Source organism: Paenibacillus sp. B46(2026) (genome assembly GCF_056786355.1).
In genome coordinates this window covers 4,234,307-4,254,864 of record NZ_CM165907.1, presented here as the reverse complement: position 1 = coordinate 4,254,864, position 20,558 = coordinate 4,234,307, and the positions used below count along the sequence as shown (strand labels likewise).

Below are 20,558 nucleotides of genomic sequence, written 5' to 3'. Positions count from 1 at the left end.
TGGACAGGAGGAGTGGAATGTATGGCAAGACCCGTTGTGGCAATTGTCGGACGACCGAACGTGGGTAAATCCACCATTTTCAATCGGATCATCGGCGACAGACTGGCCATTGTGGAAGACAAGCCGGGCATTACCCGTGACCGCATATATGGAATCGGTGAATGGAACGGTAAACCATTTAGTATTATTGATACAGGTGGTATCGAAATTGATGGTGAAGATGTCATCTTAAAATCGATTCGGATGCAAGCAGAGCTCGCTATTGAAGAAGCGGATGTTATTGTATTCATGTGTGATGCAAAAGCAGGTATTACGCAATCGGACGAAGAGGTCGCAGAGATGCTGTACCGCTCAGGAAAGCCCATTGTTGTAGCCGTTAACAAAGTGGATAATATTGGACGAAGTGAGCTCATTTATGAGTTTTATGGTTTCGGCTTCGGTGATCCCATCGGCGTATCCGGAAGTCACGGTACAGGTGTAGGTGATTTGCTTGATGCGATTGTGGAGAAGTTGCCAGACCTTGAGGAAGAGACTTACGATGAAGATGTCATTCGTGTAGCTCTGATCGGACGTCCTAATGTGGGTAAATCTTCACTGGTTAACGCTATTCTTGGTGAAGAGCGTGTCATTGTAAGTGACGTGGCTGGAACAACCCGTGATGCAATTGATACACCTTTTGAAAAAGATGGCCAACGTTACGTGCTGATTGATACAGCAGGTATGCGTAAGCGTGGTAAAGTATATGAAACAACTGAGAAATACAGTGTAATGCGTGCGATGCGTGCGATTGAGCGTGCAGATGTTGTTCTGATTGTCATTAATGGTGAAGAAGGCATTATTGAACAGGACAAGCATATTGCAGGATATGCATTCGAAGCTGGCAAAGCGTCTTTGTTTGTGGTGAACAAATGGGACGTGGTTGAGAAGCATGACAAGACGATGAAAGAGTTTGAGAAAAAAATTCGGGATCACTTCCTGTTTATGACTTATGCTCCAGTCGTATTTTTGTCAGCCCTGACAAAACAACGCCTACAAAAACTGTTGCCGGTTGTGCAACGGGTAGCAGAGCAACACTCGTTACGTGTGCAAACACATCTACTTAACGATGTAGTATCTGATGCGGTTGCAATTAACCCTCCTCCAACGGACAAAGGACGGAGAATGAGAATTAACTATGTAACGCAGGTTGCAGTTAAACCGCCTACCATGGTTATATTTGTGAATGACCCTGAGTTGATGCACTTCTCATATGAGCGCTATCTGGAGAATAAAATCCGTGCAGCGTTTGATTTCGAAGGAACACCAATTCGCATATTTACTCGGAGGAAGTCCGACGAAAGTTAGGGGAGAAGTGTGTGATTTTACAAATCGCAGCGATTGTGCTGAGTTATCTGCTCGGTTCGATCAGCTTTAGTGTCCTCCTTGCCAAAGCGATACGGGGGATCGATATTCGTCAGCACGGAAGCGGAAACGCAGGAGCTACCAATACATTGCGTATTTTGGGTAAAGGACCGGCAATTGCTGTTCTGCTACTTGATGTACTTAAGGGTGTTGTAGCTGTATGGATTGGAATCTGGCTGAGCGACGGTTCTGCCTGGATTCCTGCACTCAGTGGTATAGCAGCCATTGCAGGACATAACTGGCCGCTTTACTTCCATTTTCGTGGAGGAAAAGGGATTGCCACAGCCATTGGTGTTCTGGTGAGTCTTGCTTTCCTGCCTGCGTTATGTGCTGGGGTGATCGCCATTCTGTCTATTGTATTGACACGATATGTTTCATTGGGGTCTCTGATTTTCGTAGCATTTACACCCATCTTTATCTTGGTATTACCCGGATATTCAATGAATATCTTCTGGGGGAGTCTGATTATTTGTCTGTTTGCGTTCTGGAGACATCGTACTAATATTGCGAAGCTCGCCAAAGGGCAGGAAAATAAATTGGGATCGAAAAACCCTGGAGGGGGTAAACGAGTTGTCTAAAAAAGTTGCTGTTCTGGTCGCTGGAAGCTGGGGGACGGCTCTGGCCAGTGTACTCGCTGCCAATCAGTTGGATGTGATGATGTGGACACGTGGTGAAGACCAGGCTAACGAAATCAATAGCAAGCACACCAATACTCGCTATCTTCCGGATGCGGAGCTTTCACCACGGATTCAAGCAACAACTGATATGGAAGCTGCGGTGGAAGGCGCTATAGCTGTGTTAATTGTTGCGCCATCTTCAGCCATGCGTGCAGTTACGAACCAGCTTAAGGCTTATTATAAGCCCGAGATGTTAGTTATTCATGCAACCAAAGGTTTCGAGACAGAAAGCCTGAAACGGATGTCCACAGTCATTTCAGAAGAGCTTGAATGTGAAGAAGGACGTGTTGTTGTTCTTTCTGGCCCAAGCCATGCGGAAGAAGTGGTGAAGCGTTGTCCAACAACAGTGGTTGTGGCTTCACTGGATAAGGCATCTGCCGAGGCTGCCCAAGCTTTGTTTATGAATGCCTATTTCCGGGTTTACACGAATCGGGATATGATCGGTGTTGAACTGGCAGGTGCATTCAAAAACATCATTGCTCTTGGTGCAGGCATGTCTGATGGTCTTCAATTCGGTGATAATGCCAAAGCAGCGTTATTGACCCGTGGTCTGGCAGAGATCACACGTATTGGTGTGGAGATGGGAGCAAATCCGTTAACGTTTTCGGGACTTGCCGGAATCGGGGATCTGGTCGTAACGGCTACAAGTCAGCACAGCCGGAACTGGAGAGCAGGTTCCATGTTGGGCCAGGGACAGAAGCTGGATGATGTTCTGCAGTCCATGGGCATGGTGGTAGAAGGCATTCGAACTACGCAAGCTGCCTATTTCATCTCGCAAAAATACGGTGTGCAAATGCCGATTGCGGATCAGTTGTATCACGTTTTATTCCAGGAGAGACAGCCGCGCGATGCGGTTGAAGCCTTGATGGGACGTGACCCGAAGACTGAAATGGAAGTCATGAAACTTGAAACCTGGGAGCAGTGGCATTCCTGATTGTAATCAGCCTAAACGTACCTTGTGAAATAAGAAGCTTATTCACCTTTTCTGTAGCAGACTCATACTATACACATGAGTATTGCCGGAGGAGGGGAGACGAATGGGTAACAACATTTCCAAAGATGCACTGAATGCAATCAACAAAAAAACGGGTAAAACGATAACGGAAGGTGCCGTCAAGAAATTGGCAAGCACGGTGAAACCAACAACGATCCAGAATGAAGCTCAGTTGCGCCAATTGATCAAACAAGTATCCGCCATGGCGAAAGTTCCGGTATCTGAGGATACGGTTAAGGATATTGTGAGTGCGGTCAAGAAAAGCGGACTGAATCCAAACAGTATGGAATCGTTAATGAAAATGATGATGAAAAAATAATAGATCACGCCTGCTTGTGCAGGTGATCCAGTAAGACAAAAAGACGAGTCGGCTCCTGTCGGCTTGCTTTTTTGTCTTTTTTTTGGAAAGTTGAGCTGAATTTCGTGTTATAATGGTTGCAATTGTCACAGTGTCAGTGATGAATATCGGACTGAAGGGGAGACTACTGGATTATGAGCGCAATGGACAAGATGTGGCTGTCATTGGTCGCCATCCTCATTATGGGACTATCTGTATTCCTGATTACGTTTGCTCGTGCCAAAACAAAAGGCATTGTACGGGGGATTCTTTCCTTGATTGCATTTTTGATTATGCTGATTGGCTTTTTCGGCGGAATCGCTTCTCTGACCTGATTTCCTACGCCTGAAGGACAACATCCGCATAAGCACATCATAAGAACTGACACAATGAACACGGATGAGGGGAGTGTGAGCCTATGGGGCCGCATGATACGGAGGGTCGGACAGAGCGTTATCCGGAATTACACGCGGCTTTGCTGGAAACGGCCAAAGCCTGGAACACACAGCCACAGACATGGTTGCTTGGAGGAAGCTGTGGGTTGCTGCTTCAGGGGGTGGAGTTGCAACAGGCTCCGAGAGATATTGATATATATGCGGATGTTGCTGCTGCTAAGGTACTTCACCGAATCGCTCCGGGGGAAATGCTTGACGAGCCTGCTGTGGACAAGACAGGACCTTATGCTTCCCTGCTGAGCCACTACCAGGTGGGTGCATGTGCGCTGGAACTGGTTGGTGGTTTCGAAATATGGGCTCGCAAAAGTTGGTACCGCATCGAGATTGAACATGTACTTGCTCCGCATGCACCAGTAGCACAAGTGGGTTCGTATACCATGAGACTGATGCCGCTTGCGCATGAGCTGTTGTTTAATCTGCTGCGAGGTCGTGAAGATCGTTATGTAGCCATTGCTAGACAGATGCGTGAGCAAGCGCATGCACATCAATCTATAATGACGCTGTTAAGTCAACAGAATGTATGGTCAAGCCGCTTCAGAGCAGAAGTGGAGGAACTTGTTGGCTTTGCATGGCCCCAGTAGGTTGAGGGAGGAAAATGATGGACTATAAGATTACTTTTTTACCCATGGACAAATCGATAGTACTCAAACCAGGGGCAACACTTCTGAATGCAGCGCGACGTGCCGGAGTCAAGATTACGACTCGATGCGATGGTAAAGCCGCTTGTCTGATGTGCAAAGTGAACGTGGACGAAGAACATCGGGCGGAACTGTATCCACCAACAGATGCAGAAAAACGTAAGCTGGGTTCACTGTTGGAAGCAGGTACACGACTGTCTTGTCAGGCCAAGGTGTGTGGATCTCTATCGGTTCATGTTCCTGAGGACCCTCTGAAGGCAGCTATTCGAAAACAATTGGAACGTCAACAACAGGAAGACGACTGGTTCTGAGATAAGAGTTAATCAAGGGGGATACGAATGATCAGGAACAAGCCAAAATATGTAGAAGGAAGCGGACAGCAGCGTCGTATGCATCAGATGGGGGGGCTGCTGTTACTCCTGTTGTTTGCTTTTACAGCAACTGGTTGTATGTATCCATCGCAGAGCAATTCGGACCCTAAGATAGCCTATCGGGAAAGCGTGAGCCGTATCCAGAGTGCGGTAGAGACATTCCAGCAAGATGAGGGTGTTTTGCCAATCATCAATGCAGACATGCAAACGCCGAAATATGAAAAATTCAGAGTGGATTTGCCCAAGTTGAAGCAAATGGGGTATCTGGATGAAATACCGGGAACGGCTTTTGAAAGCGGTGGTAGCGCTTACTTCCTTATCCAGGATGAAGAAGTGAATCCAACCGTTAAAGTGATGGATCTTCTGACCGTGCAGAAAGTAAATGATGTGCAACGAATGGTTAATCAATACAAGACCGTACATAACAATAAGTTGCCAAGCGGGGAAGAACTGTATCCCGGTCTATATGCTGTGGATATGGAGCAGGCTGCACAGGCAGGTACTCCTTCCATTACGTTGAATAGTGTATATTCCGGTCAGGCGTTACCTTTTATGATGGATGAAGAAGGTAATGTATATGTGGATTATGCTTTTGACATTATGCAGGCGGTGGAAAAGTCTGATGTGTCTCCAGCAGAGACTGAAGATGTTCGGGATTTTCTATTGGAACACTCCTACTTCGTACCTGTAAAATCGCTCCCCTACGCTTGGATAAATAATGCACCAGTTGCACAATCAATAAAATAAGCAGGGTTGCAATTCAAATGATCTAGCTGCATGACCACCATGGCTCCAATGGCTTAAGTAGAGATATTCCGCAACTACGGGATATCTCTTTTTTATTATGAAATCATGAGCAGCAACAGTCATAAAAGCTTCACGGATCACATAAAGTAGATTGAAATAAAGACGCGCAGTCCGAGATCGGGGGATTAACCTAATGTCATCACCATAAGATAAAAAAACAAAAATACGCGTCATATTGCTGCATACGGATACATAAGATGATACTAGTCCAATTGCATGTACGAGTTAACGCCGCTCTCGCCGGTTTCATCAGAATGCAACGTTCGGCGGCGGACGACTTCCGGGCACTCACAAAGGCGGCTCTACCGTTGCAGGGATTTCAGTCTTCTGATTGAAAAAACGAAGCGGATGCTCTTTAGCATTTTTCCTTCGGAGTAATTTAGGGAGGGGATTTCATTGGAGAAAGTGGACATTTTTAAGGACATAGCTGAGCGGACCGGAGGGGATATTTATCTCGGGGTTGTCGGCGCAGTCCGGACGGGAAAATCAACATTTATCAAACGATTCATGGAAACCATTGTATTACCAAACATCACTAACGAGGCAGATCGTGGCCGGGCGGTGGATGAACTTCCACAGAGTGCAGCAGGTAAAACCATCATGACTACGGAACCCAAATTCGTACCGAATAACGCAGTCCAGATCAAGGTGGCCGAAGGACTCGATGTCAATGTACGCCTTGTGGATTGTGTAGGGTACGCGGTGGAAGGAGCCAAGGGATACGAGGATGAGAATGGTCCGCGCATGATCTCCACGCCTTGGTTCGAGGAGCCTATTCCATTCCAGGAAGCTGCAGAGATTGGTACTCGCAAAGTCATTCAGGAGCATTCCACACTGGGTGTTGTGGTCACAACAGATGGCACAATCGCCGAAATTGCCCGCAGTTCCTATGTGGAATCCGAAGAACGGGTCATTGAAGAATTGAAAGAAGTGGGTAAACCGTTTGTCCTGGTCATCAACTCCACTCGTCCTCGCAGTGAAGAAGCCTTGCAATTGCGTAGTGAGCTTGCTGCCAAATACGACATTCCGGTGATGACACTCAGTGCAGCCACCATGACGGAAGATGATGTGACGGGTGTCCTTCGTGAAGTGCTCTATGAGTTCCCTGTGCATGAAGTGAATGTCAACTTGCCGAGCTGGGTTATGGTGCTCAACGAGACTCACTGGCTGCGCAGCAACTACGAAAATTCCGTACGGGATACCGTCAAGGATATTCGCAGACTTCGCGACGTGGATCGGGTTGTGGCTCAGTTCATGGAATATGAATTCATTGATCGCGCAGGTCTAAGTGGCATGAATATGGGGCAAGGTGTAGCCGAAATTGACCTGTATGCGCCGGATGAACTGTATGATCAGATTCTCGTGGAAGTGGTCGGAATTGAAATTCGAGGCAAGGATCATCTGCTGCAATTAATGCAGGAATTCTCGCATGCGAAGAGAGAATATGACCGCTTCGCAGAAGCGCTGGAGATGGTCAAAACGACCGGATACGGCATTGCTGCTCCATCTCTCGCCGAGATGGCTCTGGATGAACCTGAGCTCATTCGCCAGGGCACCAAATTTGGCGTACGCCTGAAAGCAACGGCACCGTCCATTCACATGATTCGGGTTGATGTGGAATCGGAGTTCGCTCCAATCATCGGCACGGAGAAACAAAGTGAGGAACTGGTGAGATACCTGATGCAGGACTTCGAGAACGATCCGATCAAGGTATGGGATTCAGACATGTTCGGTCGTTCGTTGCACTCCATTGTGCGAGAAGGTATTCAGGGCAAGATTGCCATGATGCCGGATAATGCAAGATACAAATTGCAAGAGACGCTGGGAAGAATCATTAACGAAGGTTCAGGCGGCTTGATCGCTATCATTCTGTAATACATCAAAAGACCGTAAGGGGGCATCCCCTCGCGGTCTTTTTTATGTGATTTCTTTATTTTGGATGAAATGGATAGAAAGAATAGTACTTTCGAAAAAACTTAGCGAGTTTTAGCTTTAAATTGCTAAAACCCATTTACATACTAGGGATTAGCCGTTATATTAATATTCAACTATTGTGATCGAGATCACAGAGAGTGGACAGGGGGAGACAGAGATGAAAAGAAAAGAGACAAAATGGGTATGGTTGAGTGTGTTATTAGTATTCACATTGGCGCTGTCCGCTTGCGGAATCAAAAAAGAACCGGCAGCAACCCCGGCTTCGGGTGCATCAGATGATACACGGAAAACGGAAGCAGTCACAGGCCCTCTAAGCGGCAAACGGATTGCACTTATTATGGAATTTAATACAGGTACTTTCTCGCAGCAATATGTACAGGGTGTGAAAGAAGAAATCGAAAAATTCGGTGGAGAACTGACGACGTTTGTTGCCGATAATGACAAAGCAAAGATGGTATCCTTGCTCGATAGCGCAATTAACCAGAAATTCGATGCCATTCTCACGGATCACGGGGATTCCCTGCTGGAGCCAGGTGTGAAGAAGGCAGTAGAACAGAACATTCCAGTGGTCGTGTTCGATGCAGCTATTAGTGTTCCGGGAGCTACAGTCTTGTCGCAGGATGACCAGAAGATGGCTGAGCTTACGCTGGAGCAAATGAAAAAAGATATCAATGGACAAGGCAACATTGTCAAAGTATGGGTGGCTGGCTTCGCACCGATGGAACGCCGTCAGATTGCATACGGTGAATTCATGAAAGCAAATCCGGATATTAAGGAAATAGCTACATTCGGTTCTGCACAGAACCCGGCGCTGGATACTCAAGCCAAAATGGAAGCTATTCTCAAGCAATATCCAAAAGGTGAGATTACAGCTGTATGGACTGCATGGGATGAGTTCGCCAAAGGTGCAGCACGTGCGATTCAACAAGCCGGACGTGACGAGATCAAAGTGTATGGTATCGATATGAGTGATGAGGATCTGCAAATGATTCAGGACCCGAAAAATCCTTGGGTTGCTTCTGCTGCGGTTGATCCAACAGACATCGGACGTGTACAAGTACGTTATGCTTATCAGAAACTGAACGGGGACGAGACGGAAGATGCAGTTGTGCTTAACCCGGTCTATGTTCAACGTGAAGCTTTGCCAGATAAACAAATCTCCACTTCGGAGCTGTCGGAGTTCGTTGAAGGTTGGGGAGGCAGCACACAGGGAATCAAGGACTGGATGAGCGAATACGGAATTACTGCTAAATAAGCAGCGTAAGGGAAGCGCGCCGCAAGGCGCGCTTTTTCAACCATAATGAAGCTATGTGTGGTCTGGATGAAAAAAGGGATGCTCCCGGAAGGGAACGATTGGAGGTTAACATCATGAGCACTGCACCGATTCTGCTTCAAATGGAACATATCCACAAGCAGTTTTCAGGCATTCCTGCACTGAAGGATGTGAATTTCTCTGTAAAAGGCGGGGAGATTCACGCGCTGCTGGGTGCCAATGGTGCCGGTAAGAGCACGTTAATGAAAATACTGTCCGGTGCCTATCCATTGGATCAGGGTACCATTCAGTTGAGTGGACAATCGCTTCATTTGAGTTCTCCGGGAGATGCAAAGGCAAGTGGGATTCACTGTGTGTATCAGGAAGTGGATGCGGCACTGGTGCCACAGCTGACGGCTGCGGAGAACATTATGTTGGATCAGCTGGCTTCATCTGCTGGGGGTTGGTGGAAAAGTCCGCGTAAGCTGCAACAGCGTGCGGTTGAGGCGTTGAAGCAACTAGGGGCGGACATATCCGTTCACCAAAAAGTGGCCGATCTGACGCTTGCAGAAAAACAGATGATACTGCTGGCACGGATTTTGATTCAGGATGCCAAGGTCATCATTTTTGACGAACCTACTGCACCGCTGAGTCAGGAAGAAACGGATGCATTTTTCCGGATTGTTCATCTGTTGAAGGAACGGGGCGTAGCCTGCATTTTCATTACCCATCGTCTTGCTGAAGTGACGGGTCACTGTGATCGCGTTACGGTTATGAGAGATGGACAACATGTATTCACCGGTGAAGCAAAAGGACTGACAATTAACGACTTGGTAACACAGATGCTGGGCAAACCATTCGAAGAAGAGTTTCCGAAAACGGAAGCACCCGTGGGAGAACTGTTACTGGAGGCACGTGGGCTTCGTCGTGGAGTGAAGGTCAAAGGTGTTGACCTTTCTGTACACCGAGGTGAAGTCCTCGCTGTAGTGGGTCTGGTAGGCGCCGGCAAAACGGAAAGCTCTCGCTTGCTTATTGGCGCAGATCGACTGGAGGCAGGCGAGATCCGGCTTAACAACCGTAATCTCCGCCTGTCTCAGCCTGCGGATGCTGCGGCTTTGGGAATTGTTTCTGTACCGGAGGAGCGACGTAAACAAGGAATTCTGATTCAGGAGAACGTGGAACGGAATTTAAGCCTGCCTTTGCTTAGTCACCTTAGTACATTAGGTTTCGTAAGCCGCAAGCGTGAACGTCTGAATGCGGAGTCATTGGTGAAACAGCTTGGAATCAAGACATCGTCAGTGAAGCAGGAAGTAAAATATTTAAGCGGTGGTAACCAGCAGAAGGTAGCCATTGGTAAATGGCTTAATGCGGATGCGGATGTATTTATATTTGATGAGCCAACCAAAGGCGTAGATATTGGGGCAAAAAGTGACATTTTCCGCATCATCAATGAACTGGCTTTGGCGGGTAAGGGTGTAATCTATTTCACCTGTGAACTGGATGAAGGCATGGGAATTGGTGACCGAATCGCTGTTATGTGCGAAGGTGTTATCGTAAAAGAGTTCAAACGAGGCGAGACTAACCAAGAACAGCTGCTATACTATGCAAGCGGTGGACAAGAGGTGCAATCATGAAGGATAAATCACTGGATTTTGCGTTCCGTTACGGGGCGATTATAGTCATCATAGGTGTTATCGCATTTTTCGGCATTAAATTGCCTTATTTCTTTACGTACAGTAACTTGACCGATATTTTGGGCTCGATCTCTATCGTTACGTTTGTAGCGATCGGTGTTACGTTATCTCTCATTGTTGATGGATTTGATCTCTCGGTGGGAGCGACTGTCTCACTGACCACCGTCGTTACTGCTTCGTTAATGATTTGGTATCAACAGCCACTGGCAATCGTAATTATCGTGCCACTGATTATTGGCGCTGTTATTGGTTTACTGAACGCTTTACTGATCGTAAAATTGCGTATTCCGGATCTGCTTGCAACCCTTGCCACGATGTACATCATTGGGGGCATTCACAAAACGTATGCACAGGGATATACCATTTATAATCATATGCAGTTCCCTGATGGAAGCAAAGCTGCAGGAGAGATGGACCCGACATTTCTGCTTATAGGGCAGGGTAAATGGCTAGGTATGCCGATATCAGTCATCCTGCTGCTTATTGCGGTCATCGGTGTGCATATCTTTTTGACGTATACCAAATATGGACGCCAGATGTACATTACAGGTGGTAATGAGGAGGCTGCGCGTCTGTCCGGAATTAAGGTGAAAAAGGTGCGTACGCTCGCCTATGTAGCCGCTGGAGTGTTTGCAGCAATCGGTGGTATCATCTACGCTTCCAAAGTAGGGTCCGGGCAGATTGATGCAGGATCACCGTTGTTAATGGAATCCGTAGCCGCAGTATTTGTCGGTTTCTCTGTGTTTGGCGCGGGTAAACCCAATGTCATCGGAACCTTCATTGGTTCGGTTCTGATTGGTGTACTTGTGAACGGTTTGACGATGATGAACGTACAGTATTTCACGCATGATATTGTAAAAGGTGGGGTTCTCGTGCTTGCCCTGGCGGTTACATTTTACGTTTTAAACCGCAACCGGACTTGAAATTGTGGGCTGTCTGTATTAGTATGAAATTTGTTCGGCGTCTGAAATGCCCTTGGTTTCAGGCGACATTCTGCCGAAAATGACTGTTGACCGCTGGCGGAGATTTGTGTTCATCGCTCAAGATGTACGTAGATTTTTTGCGTATGAACGTATATTTCGCTATAAAACGGAAACACAGTATAACATTCAGGACATTGATTCAGGAGGTGAAAAACAAATGAACAAATCAGACTTGATTACACACGTATCCGAAGCAACTGAATTGTCCAAGAAAGATGTAACGAAAGCGGTTGATGCCGTATTCGAAGCAATCTCTGAGGCTCTTCAAAGCGGAGATAAAGTACAATTGGTTGGTTTTGGGAACTTCGAAGTTCGCGAGCGCTCCGCACGTAAAGGACGCAACCCGCAAACAGGTGAAGAAATCGAAATTCCTGCGAGCAAAATTCCTGCGTTCAAACCAGGTAAAGCGCTCAAAGACGGAATTAAATAAGATTTCTACATATTCCATATGTCGACAAAAAGACCGTGACTTGTTCACGGCCTTTTCTTTTGCCCATTAATGATGATTCTTTCGGGTATCCGAGGGTTCAGGATCATCCGGTTGCCCGGCATAAGCAACGAGAATCAATTCTTTGCCAGCAGCTGCGGACAGATGCTGTTCAATTTCTTTTAATTGATGAATATGCTCGTCTGTGAGTGCAGCAGGGGTGTACTTCATGCAGATTCTCCTTTCTGTGGATGTACAACTGTAGTATGACCCTAGGATAGCCGATTCTTGCGGTTCATTCGCATAAGGCGCTGGTTGACAAATGAAACAATCTTAATCATCATTAACGCTATCGAACTAGAGAAGGGGACGTGCGTGATGGATCATCCAACCGGCAATGATTATATTGTAATTAAGGCAGAGGAAAATGGTGTCCAGGTGATCGGATTAACCCGAGGTCAGGATACACGTTTTCATCACACTGAGAAATTGGACAAGGGTGAAGTGATGTTTGCCCAGTTTACCACCCATACTTCAGCTATTAAAATCCGGGGCAAAGCCACGCTGATTACCAAGCATGGACAGATTGAATCAGAGTAATGGACGGTTGAATACGTTCAAATGAAGATTGCAGGCATAGCCTGCTTTTTTTCATTGTACAATGAGGTATGAGCCTTTACCGGACAGACTACACTAACAGGTAAAGGCAGGGAGGCGTATATGAAACCGCGGATGATTGTTACTGCTTCAATACTGGCAACGGTTGCGGCGGTCTTTCTGCTTGTTGCGATACAAACCTTACATATGCGTACATCAGGCGGAGAAAACGTTCAGCCAGTCTCCGCATCACATCAACCAGTCCAGCTAACGGAGGACAATCTCGTAGATGTGCTTAGCACCATGCAGCTATCTACCCCCATTGCGAGAGTAGAATGGAAACAGTCCATTTTGACACTGGACCTTAAGGTAAAGGGCACGGGTACGAGTTACACTGAAATCTATGAGAACATGGCAGCTGTGGCGGAGCTGAGTTTTCGGACTCTGGATAACGTCGAACAGGTGCTGCTGCGTGTGATGGCAGAAGATGAATGGATGCATAAAAGACATCTGTTGCTTGCTGCTGATATTCGGCGTGGAGAGTGGCCCCTGTATGCGATTGAAACATTACGAAACTGGAAAAGTGCGGCCTTTTCGGATGAATTGAAGGACTGGTTTCATCTGATGGAGACCGAACTCTGGAAGAAGCAATTCGAAATGACAAGTCAGGGGTAATAGAATAGCAGGATTCAGTGCGTGCCCGTTCAACATATGCTATAATATATAAGATTGTAGTGCAGAAATGGTTTAACAATGTTAAGGCTCGGAGGCTGAGAATGAATTCATATCGCGTACCCCAACTAGCAAAGAAATATACGGATTACGACATGATTCGACAACATACGGAAATCCCATCATTTCCGGATAGCCGGGCACGTCTGTTGCAGGTATTTGTGGGCCGCACAGACGAAAAGGTGCATCAAGAGTTATACGCTCTTGCAACTTCGCTCGTTCAGTTGGCCATGGATACGCATGATCGAATCGATACCATTTCCGGAGAGCGTAGAGAGCAGGAGATGCGTTCGCGTCAGCTGAATGTACTCGCCGGGGATTATTTAAGTAGCCGTTTTTATCAATTGCTTGCCCAAGCGGGCAGAATTGAAATGATTGGCAAACTCAGTGGTGCAGTATCCGAAGTGAACGCACGCAAGATGACGCTGTATGAACGGATGAAGAAGCTTCTCGTTTCGGCTGATGAATACTTGCGTGAAACGGTACAGCTGAGGATGCAGCTGTTTCTTTCATTTACAGGCATGATTCAGGATAACGAAGAGTCATTATGGAACAGCCTGTTGACCGAATTCAGCTCCTGCGAGACGATCGTGGAAGAACTGAAGCGAATGAATGACGAACAACAATTTCTTCACAGCTATGCATACTGGCACATATATGGGCATGGGAAAGACGATGAGCGCAATGTGCTGCGTCAATCTGAACCGGATGCACGTGTATGGAACGCTATGGTGCTGAAGCATAGGATTGGCGAGGTTTTGCTGGACAAGCTTCGCGAGTGTACACACCGCATTCAACTGTTGTTGCAAGACGAGGAAGGACGAATGGGCTTGCATGAGATACATGTAATTCTTGAGCCTTACTTGGCATATTTGCAGCCTTCACATGCGGCAGTAAGGGAAGATTGAGGGGGAGACAGACGAATGGGGAGCGGAGAGACCAAACCGAAAGAAGAATATGTCCATTCGGTTTTTCAGAGTATAGCCGGAAAATATGATGTCATGAATGATATTCTAAGTTTCCGCAGGCATAAGGCTTGGCGCAAATTCACGATGAAAAAGATGAACATGTCCAAAGGCGACACCGGTCTTGATTTGTGCTGCGGCACGTGTGACTGGACGCTCGCTATGGCGGAGGCAAGTGAAACAGGGCACATGCACGGACTTGATTTCAGCAGCAACATGCTGGAGGTCGGCCAGACAAAGATCAATGCGGTGCAGCGTCAGAAGCAGATTACCCTGACACAGGGAAATGCCATGTCACTTCCTTTTGAGGACAATTCGTTCGATTATGTGACGATCGGGTTCGGTCTGCGTAATGTACCTGATCTCAGACAAGTGTTGTCTGAAATGAAACGTGTGGTCAAACCGGGCGGTATGGTTGTGTGCCTGGAATTGTCCAAGCCAACATGGCAGCCGTTCAAAGGCATTTATTATTTTTATTTTGAGAAGGTTTTACCGAATCTTGCCAAAGTGTTTGCTAAAAGTTTTGAGCAGTACAAATGGCTGCCGGACTCACTGGCCATTTTTCCGGGAAGGAAGGAACTGGCAGATATTTTTGCAGAAACTGGATTGCAGCAAGTGCAGGCCTACCCTCTGACCGGAGGTATCGCGGCACTGCATATTGGAACCAAGGAGAATCAGCATGTTTAGGAAAATTCGCATCTTTTTAGAAATGATCAAGATTGAACACACGCTTTTTGCTTTACCTTTTGCATTTATGGGAGCCATTCTCGGCTCCATGGTAGTGAACGATACGTTCCCAACCTGGATGCAGATTATGTGGGTATTACTTGCGATGGTCGGTGCACGTAGTGCAGCTTTCGGTTTGAACCGAATTATTGACCAAGCCATTGATGGCAAAAATCCGCGTACCGCGATGAGAGCCATCCCGGCAGGGTTGTTGAAAAATGGTGAAGTGGTTATATTCGTCATTATCTCATTTATATTGTTATTCTGGGCCTCATCCAATCTTAATGTATTATCCATGCAGCTGTTACCCATTGCTGTGTTTATGCTGGTACTGTATTCGTACACCAAACGATTCACATGGTTATGCCACGTCGTTCTTGGAATGACGATTGGTTTAGCACCACTTGGTGGCTGGGTAGCTGTAACGGGTACGATGGATTGGACAGCGATTGTGCTGTACGTTACGATTGTATTCTGGACAGCAGGTTTTGATATTATCTATGCATGTCAGGATCTGGAATTCGATCAGGGAGAGGGTCTTCATTCCATACCTTCCCGTTTTGGCTTAGCCAAATCATTGCAGATCGCCAAGTTCTTCCATGTAGTTACTGCGGTTGGTTTTCTTGCGTTATTGTTGATGACAGATCTGAGCTGGTGGTATGGCGCAGGCATGTTGGTTACGTATGGAATTCTGTTCTATCAACACTATATTGTATCGCCTAATGATATGAGCCGTGTTCAAACGGCATTCTTTACCATGAACAGTTTGCTTAGTTTAATCGTATTTACGTTTACTTTGATTGATCTGGCGGTGAAGTAATGGTACAGCAGCCGGACAATAAACGACTGGTTGTCGGAATTACCGGAGCGAGTGGCAGTATATATGGCATTCGATTAATTGAAACGCTGCTTGATCTGGATTATACCGTTCATCTGGTCATATCCAATGCAGGGTGGCGTGTACTGAAAGAAGAAATGGACTGGGATGTGACGAATCGGGACGGGGTGCTGGAAGAAAAATTCGGCAACCGTGCCGGTTCTCTGATCTATCATCCTGTGAGTGATATAGGGGCCTCCATCGCAAGTGGTTCTTATTTGGCCGAAGGCATGATTATCATGCCTTGTTCCATGGGAACTCTCTCATCCATCGCGCAAGGATCGTCGGATAATCTGATGTCCCGCGCAGCTGATGTTATGATGAAAGAGGGAAGGACGTTGATCCTCGTACCACGTGAGACGCCTCTTCATGCGATCCATCTGGAAAACATGTTGAAGCTCTCCCGTCTTGGTGTACGAATGATACCAGCTATGCCTGCTTTTTATTACAAACCTCAGAGTATGGATGAGTTGATTCTGTTTTTGGTGGGGAAAGTGCTGGATAGCTTGCGCATCCCACATCAACTTTTTAAAAGATGGGGAGAACCGGATGAACGGGGATAACGATTGAGTCCGATCCACGGCTGTCTTTTTTGACAGGGCGTTGCGCGGTGTAGTTGTCCCCCGATTCCCGGGGTATTGGTGAGTGCTGATGGTTAGTCTTCATGTACCACAGTCTTGACCCATGCTCCGGCAACTTCTGTACTTTTGTTTCAGAACAAGTCGCAGAGTTTAATTCCCGGGTGTCGGCCATGACATTCGAAGAAGAATAATACGTTAGATTACCTTATAGAAGAACACAAGCAAGAACGGTAAGCCGGGTTTTTCGTCATGCCTGCAGGCCCGACTTGCTGGAGGGGAAGGTAAGCATGGATTTATGGACTGACAATACGCTGATACGGGTGAACGAATGAAACTATTGGATATTTTCGGGTTGTTAAAAAAGGACATGGATTACATTGAGAAAGAGTTGTATCGCAGTGTTCGAGGAGAACAGAAGCTGCTTAGTGAAACGTCGCTTCATCTGCTTAAAGCAGGAGGGAAACGGTTGCGGCCCGTTTTTGTGTTACTTGGCGGGAAATTTGGTACATATGATATTGAACGTCTGAAGTTGGTTGCGGTTCCGCTGGAACTCATTCATTCCGCATCCCTCGTCCATGATGATGTTATTGATAATGCGGAGACACGTCGTGGGAAACCAACGGTGAAGTCAAAATGGGATAATCGGATTGCCATGTACACTGGAGACTATATCTACGGTAAGGCACTTGAAATGACTGCCGGATTATCTGACCCGGCTATTCATCGCATCCTTGCCAAAGCCATGGTACAGATGTCCATCGGTGAGATGGAGCAGATTCGGGACTTTTTCAATACGGGACAAAGTGTTCGTAATTATCTGCTACGGATTCGCCGTAAAACAGCACTTCTGATTGCGGTCAGTTGTCAGTTAGGAGCTTTGGCCACACGTGCCCCTGAGCATGTATCTTCCCTGCTGTATACTTATGGCTACAATGTGGGGATGGCTTTCCAGATTCAAGATGATGTACTTGATCTGGTAGGTACGGAGAAACAACTTGGCAAGCCACCTGGCAGTGACATGAAGCAGGGGAATATCACTCTCCCTGTGCTGTATGCGCTCCAAGAGTCCGATCTGCGGGAACCTTTGCTTAAGGAGATTTCCCGTGTCCAGCATGAAGAAGGACGGGCAAGTGCATCGGATGCAATTGGAATGATTCGCCAAAGTCAAGGAATTGCTAAAGCAGAAGCCCTTGCTGACCGATATATGAAGAAAGCGCTCGATGCTCTGGATCAGCTGCCTAACATCAAGACGACCAAAAATTTGCGTGATATTGCTCATTTTGTGGTGAAACGTACACATTAAACTTCGTATGACCCAAGACTCACTTGTTGGACTGGACAACGCATAGTTGATTGGGTCTGACACAGGTGCTCACACTAGAAGAAAAACAGACGTGTGAAATTCCTCATTGGGAGGATTTGGACATGTATGTTACAATCAGAGGGATTGCGTTTACATAGTGATTAACTTTGAACCGTGAGTGAGGAGTGAGCTGATGGATCGTACATTTTTGATGGTGAAGCCGGATGGTGTGCAGCGTGGATTGATCGGTCGAATTATTAGCCGTCTGGAAGACAAAGGATTTAAGTTGGTGGCAGGCAAATTGGTGCAGATGTCTGAGGATCAGGCAAAACGCCATTATGCTGAACATGAGGGCAAACCGTTTTTCGATGATTTGGTTCGTTTTATCACATCTGGGCCTGTATTTGCCATGGTGTGGGAAGGGGACGATATTGTGGCGCTTGCGCGCATCGTCATCGGAAAAACCAATGTGAAGGAAGCTGCTCCGGGTACCATTCGCGGAGACTTCGCCAGCCACACACCACATAATCTGATTCATGGGGCAGATTCACCGGAAAGTGCTTCCCGTGAAGCAGCAAATTTCTTTACTTCAGATGAACTGGTGGTATACGACAAGAGCATCGCAGCCTGGTTGTAATTATTAGCCAAAAGGGTGATACACGATGCTGGAGCAAGAACAACTACTAGACCCGGATTACACCGGATTCATTCGTAAAATCAAAGAGAGCACAGGCATTGATCTTGCTCAATACAAGGAAGGCCAGATGAAAAGAAGGCTGACCACACTTCGCAACAAAAACGGGTTTCATACATTTTCTAACTTTTTTGAGGCTATGCAGAAAGATAAATCATTGTTCTACGAGTTCCTTGATCGTATGACCATTAACGTGTCGGAATTCTGGCGTAATCCCAATCGTTGGGAAGTGCTGCGGGACGAGATCCTGCCTGAGCTGCTGGGCTCCAAGCGTCGTGTCAAAGTCTGGAGTGCAGCCTGTTCAACAGGTGAAGAACCTTATACACTCGCCATGATTCTGGACACGATGGGCATTTTGAAGGACAGCTCCATTACGGCAAGTGATCTGGATGAAGGTGCACTCGCCAAAGCCAAGGAAGGGCGTTATATGGAACGCTCACTTAAGGATGTGCCAAAGGAAACGGCGAACCGTTACTTCAAACAGGATGGCTTGGTATACCGTATTGATGAGCAACTCAAAAATTCAATCAAGTTCATGAAACAGAATTTGCTGGTGGACCGTTTTGACGATGGGTACGATCTGATTGTGTGCCGGAATGTCATGATCTATTTTACCGAAGAAGCCAAAAACTTGTTGTATCACAAATTTGCAGCAAGTTTGCGTCCAGGCGGTATTTTGTTTGTGGGCAGTACGGAGCAGATCTTCTCCCCGGGACAATATGGTCTGGAGACAGCAGAGACATTCTTCTATCGGAAGAAATAATGATATTGGTTGTTGAGCCGTCTGAAGCACATGTACATGTGTTTCAGGCGGTTATTTGTATATCAAGTACAAGAAAGAGCCAACTTTCTTGTCAAAGCCGGTCAGCTATACTATAATAAGCAAAGAAATTATGGGATTTTAGCAATGTGAAGTTTAACAGTTTAAAGGGGGAACGTATTATGAGTTTACGCTATTTAACCGCAGGGGAGACGCACGGACCCCAATTGACCGCTATTATTGAAGGATTGCCAAGTAATTTGACGATTGACTTTGAAGAACTGAATTTCCAGCTTCACCGCCGCCAAAAGGGATATGGCCGTGGACGCCGGATGCAGATCGAGAAGGATCAGGCCAATTTCGTTGGTGGTATCCGTCACGGATATACAACAGGTGCTCCGGTAGCGCTGGTTGTTCAAAATAATGACTGGAAACATTGGCAGAATATTATGAATATTGAGCCGATCGAAGGCAGTGACGAAGAGAAACGTCGCGTTCATCGTCCGCGTCCCGGACACGCCGATCTGAACGGTGGACTCAAGTATAATCTCAAAGACTTGCGTAACGTACTGGAGCGTTCCAGTGCGCGTGAGACAACGGTACGTGTGGCATGTGGTGCCATTGCACGTCAGTTCCTGGCTGAATTCGGGATTAAAGTAGCTGGGCGCGTGCTTCGCATTGGAGAGATCGAAGCTCCTTATCAGGACCTTCCGATTGATGAACTGATCGCAGTGACAGAAGCTTCCTCTGTACGTGTCACAGATGCTGAGACAGAGAAGAAGATGGAAGCCTACATTGACCAGATCAAACAGGAAGGTGACTCCATCGGAGGAATTGTGGAGTGTATCGTTGAAGGTGTGCCTGTTGGTCTGGGAAGTTATGTTCAATACGATCGCAAGCTGGACGCACGAATTGCTCAAGGCGTAATGTCCATTAATGCATTCAAAGGTGTAGAGATTGGAATCGGATTCGAAGCCGGAGTCATTCGTGGATCACAGGTGCATGATGAAATCATGCATACGGATGAGCGCGGCTACCACCGGGCAACCAACCGTCTCGGTGGATTCGAGGGTGGGATGACGAACGGTATGCCAGTGGTTGTACGTGGTGTGATGAAGCCGATCCCAACGTTGTATAAGCCACTGCAAAGTGTCGATATTGATACGAAAGAAGCATTCACGGCTCAGGTTGAGCGCTCAGACGCTTGTGCTGTACCCGCAGCGAGTGTGGTTATGGAGCATGTTGTAGCGTGGGAAATTGCCAAAGCGTTCCTGGAGAAATTCGGCGGGGATTCGATGGAAGAGATCCGTGCGAACGTTGCCAGCTATAACGCTCAACTGGAGAATTACTAA

The 20,558-nt window shown here is 46.9% G+C and carries 24 protein-coding genes; 23 read left to right on the top strand and 1 reads right to left on the bottom strand.

Annotated features, from left to right (window positions below; all coding sequences use genetic code 11):
• Positions 1 to 21: 21 nt before the first annotated feature.
• The 13 genes from der (at position 22) to AC1S8V_RS18930 (ending at position 11,974) form a co-directional block, all read left to right on the top strand.
• A complete protein-coding gene (der, locus tag AC1S8V_RS18990) occupies positions 22 to 1,344 on the top strand; it encodes a ribosome biogenesis GTPase Der (RefSeq protein ID WP_482070327.1) in 1,323 nt (440 codons plus the stop codon).
• Between the two features lie 11 nt (positions 1,345 to 1,355).
• Positions 1,356 to 1,979 (top strand): glycerol-3-phosphate 1-O-acyltransferase PlsY, encoded by a 624-nt coding sequence (plsY, locus tag AC1S8V_RS18985; RefSeq protein ID WP_482070326.1) that lies wholly within the window; start codon positions 1,356 to 1,358, stop codon positions 1,977 to 1,979.
• Entirely contained in the window at positions 1,972 to 3,012 is a 1,041-nt protein-coding gene (locus AC1S8V_RS18980) for an NAD(P)H-dependent glycerol-3-phosphate dehydrogenase (RefSeq protein ID WP_482070325.1), read from the top strand. Before plsY ends, AC1S8V_RS18980 begins: the two co-directional genes overlap by 8 nt.
• Before the next feature lie 103 nt (positions 3,013 to 3,115).
• Positions 3,116 to 3,391, top strand: a complete 276-nt coding sequence (locus AC1S8V_RS18975; RefSeq protein ID WP_145322508.1) for a stage VI sporulation protein F — start codon at positions 3,116 to 3,118, stop codon at positions 3,389 to 3,391.
• A gap of 173 nt (positions 3,392 to 3,564) precedes the next feature.
• The gene (locus tag AC1S8V_RS18970) at positions 3,565 to 3,744 is read left to right on the top strand and encodes a DUF2768 family protein (protein WP_017687688.1); all 180 of its coding nucleotides are present in this window, start codon (positions 3,565 to 3,567) and stop codon (positions 3,742 to 3,744) included.
• An 83-nt stretch (positions 3,745 to 3,827) separates the two neighbouring features.
• Entirely contained in the window at positions 3,828 to 4,445 is a 618-nt protein-coding gene (locus AC1S8V_RS18965; RefSeq protein ID WP_482070324.1) for a hypothetical protein, read from the top strand.
• Positions 4,446 to 4,462: 17 nt separating this feature from the next.
• On the top strand, positions 4,463 to 4,813 hold the full coding sequence (locus tag AC1S8V_RS18960) for a 2Fe-2S iron-sulfur cluster-binding protein (RefSeq protein WP_482074524.1): 351 nt from the start codon (positions 4,463 to 4,465) through the stop codon (positions 4,811 to 4,813).
• Positions 4,814 to 4,840: 27 nt separating this feature from the next.
• Positions 4,841 to 5,620: a hypothetical protein gene (locus tag AC1S8V_RS18955; RefSeq protein WP_482070323.1), complete on the top strand. Its 780-nt coding sequence runs from the start codon at positions 4,841 to 4,843 to the stop codon at positions 5,618 to 5,620.
• A gap of 456 nt (positions 5,621 to 6,076) precedes the next feature.
• The gene (gene spoIVA, locus AC1S8V_RS18950; protein WP_482070322.1) at positions 6,077 to 7,555 is read left to right on the top strand and encodes a stage IV sporulation protein A; all 1,479 of its coding nucleotides are present in this window, start codon (positions 6,077 to 6,079) and stop codon (positions 7,553 to 7,555) included.
• A gap of 217 nt (positions 7,556 to 7,772) precedes the next feature.
• Positions 7,773 to 8,870: a sugar ABC transporter substrate-binding protein gene (locus AC1S8V_RS18945; RefSeq protein ID WP_482070321.1), complete on the top strand. Its 1,098-nt coding sequence runs from the start codon at positions 7,773 to 7,775 to the stop codon at positions 8,868 to 8,870.
• A 113-nt stretch (positions 8,871 to 8,983) separates the two neighbouring features.
• Entirely contained in the window at positions 8,984 to 10,501 is a 1,518-nt protein-coding gene (locus AC1S8V_RS18940; protein WP_482070320.1) for a sugar ABC transporter ATP-binding protein, read from the top strand.
• Entirely contained in the window at positions 10,498 to 11,484 is a 987-nt protein-coding gene (locus tag AC1S8V_RS18935; protein ID WP_062835197.1) for an ABC transporter permease, read from the top strand. The genes AC1S8V_RS18940 and AC1S8V_RS18935 overlap by 4 nt, the downstream gene beginning before the upstream one ends.
• Before the next feature lie 217 nt (positions 11,485 to 11,701).
• Positions 11,702 to 11,974, top strand: a complete 273-nt coding sequence (locus AC1S8V_RS18930) for an HU family DNA-binding protein (RefSeq protein ID WP_024630670.1) — start codon at positions 11,702 to 11,704, stop codon at positions 11,972 to 11,974.
• Positions 11,975 to 12,040: 66 nt separating this feature from the next.
• Here the strand turns inward: AC1S8V_RS18930 and AC1S8V_RS18925 are convergent, their stop codons facing one another.
• Positions 12,041 to 12,202 carry a hypothetical protein gene (locus tag AC1S8V_RS18925; RefSeq protein WP_482070319.1) on the bottom strand — a complete coding sequence of 54 codons (162 nt, stop codon included), beginning with the start codon at positions 12,200 to 12,202 and terminating at the stop codon, positions 12,041 to 12,043.
• A gap of 147 nt (positions 12,203 to 12,349) precedes the next feature.
• Between AC1S8V_RS18925 and mtrB the strand changes: the two genes are divergently transcribed.
• The 10 genes from mtrB (at position 12,350) to aroC (ending at position 20,558) form a co-directional block, all read left to right on the top strand.
• Positions 12,350 to 12,571 carry a trp RNA-binding attenuation protein MtrB gene (gene mtrB / locus AC1S8V_RS18920; protein WP_017687697.1) on the top strand — a complete coding sequence of 74 codons (222 nt, stop codon included), beginning with the start codon at positions 12,350 to 12,352 and terminating at the stop codon, positions 12,569 to 12,571.
• Between the two features lie 120 nt (positions 12,572 to 12,691).
• Positions 12,692 to 13,243: a hypothetical protein gene (locus AC1S8V_RS18915; protein WP_482070318.1), complete on the top strand. Its 552-nt coding sequence runs from the start codon at positions 12,692 to 12,694 to the stop codon at positions 13,241 to 13,243.
• A gap of 101 nt (positions 13,244 to 13,344) precedes the next feature.
• A complete protein-coding gene (locus AC1S8V_RS18910; RefSeq protein WP_482070317.1) occupies positions 13,345 to 14,208 on the top strand; it encodes a heptaprenyl diphosphate synthase component 1 in 864 nt (287 codons plus the stop codon).
• Between the two features lie 15 nt (positions 14,209 to 14,223).
• Positions 14,224 to 14,952, top strand: coding sequence for a demethylmenaquinone methyltransferase (locus AC1S8V_RS18905; protein WP_264927490.1), 729 nt, complete (start codon positions 14,224 to 14,226; stop codon positions 14,950 to 14,952).
• Positions 14,945 to 15,811 carry a UbiA-like polyprenyltransferase gene (locus AC1S8V_RS18900; RefSeq protein ID WP_482070316.1) on the top strand — a complete coding sequence of 289 codons (867 nt, stop codon included), beginning with the start codon at positions 14,945 to 14,947 and terminating at the stop codon, positions 15,809 to 15,811. Before AC1S8V_RS18905 ends, AC1S8V_RS18900 begins: the two co-directional genes overlap by 8 nt.
• Positions 15,811 to 16,431, top strand: a complete 621-nt coding sequence (locus AC1S8V_RS18895; protein WP_482070315.1) for a UbiX family flavin prenyltransferase — start codon at positions 15,811 to 15,813, stop codon at positions 16,429 to 16,431. The genes AC1S8V_RS18900 and AC1S8V_RS18895 overlap by 1 nt, the downstream gene beginning before the upstream one ends.
• Positions 16,432 to 16,777: 346 nt before the next feature.
• Positions 16,778 to 17,752 (top strand): polyprenyl synthetase family protein, encoded by a 975-nt coding sequence (locus AC1S8V_RS18890; protein WP_062835191.1) that lies wholly within the window; start codon positions 16,778 to 16,780, stop codon positions 17,750 to 17,752.
• 193 nt (positions 17,753 to 17,945) lie between these two features.
• Positions 17,946 to 18,389, top strand: coding sequence for a nucleoside-diphosphate kinase (gene ndk, locus AC1S8V_RS18885; protein ID WP_482070314.1), 444 nt, complete (start codon positions 17,946 to 17,948; stop codon positions 18,387 to 18,389).
• 25 nt (positions 18,390 to 18,414) lie between these two features.
• On the top strand, positions 18,415 to 19,209 hold the full coding sequence (locus AC1S8V_RS18880; RefSeq protein WP_482070313.1) for a CheR family methyltransferase: 795 nt from the start codon (positions 18,415 to 18,417) through the stop codon (positions 19,207 to 19,209).
• A 179-nt stretch (positions 19,210 to 19,388) separates the two neighbouring features.
• Positions 19,389 to 20,558, top strand: a complete 1,170-nt coding sequence (aroC, locus tag AC1S8V_RS18875; RefSeq protein WP_062835188.1) for a chorismate synthase — start codon at positions 19,389 to 19,391, stop codon at positions 20,556 to 20,558.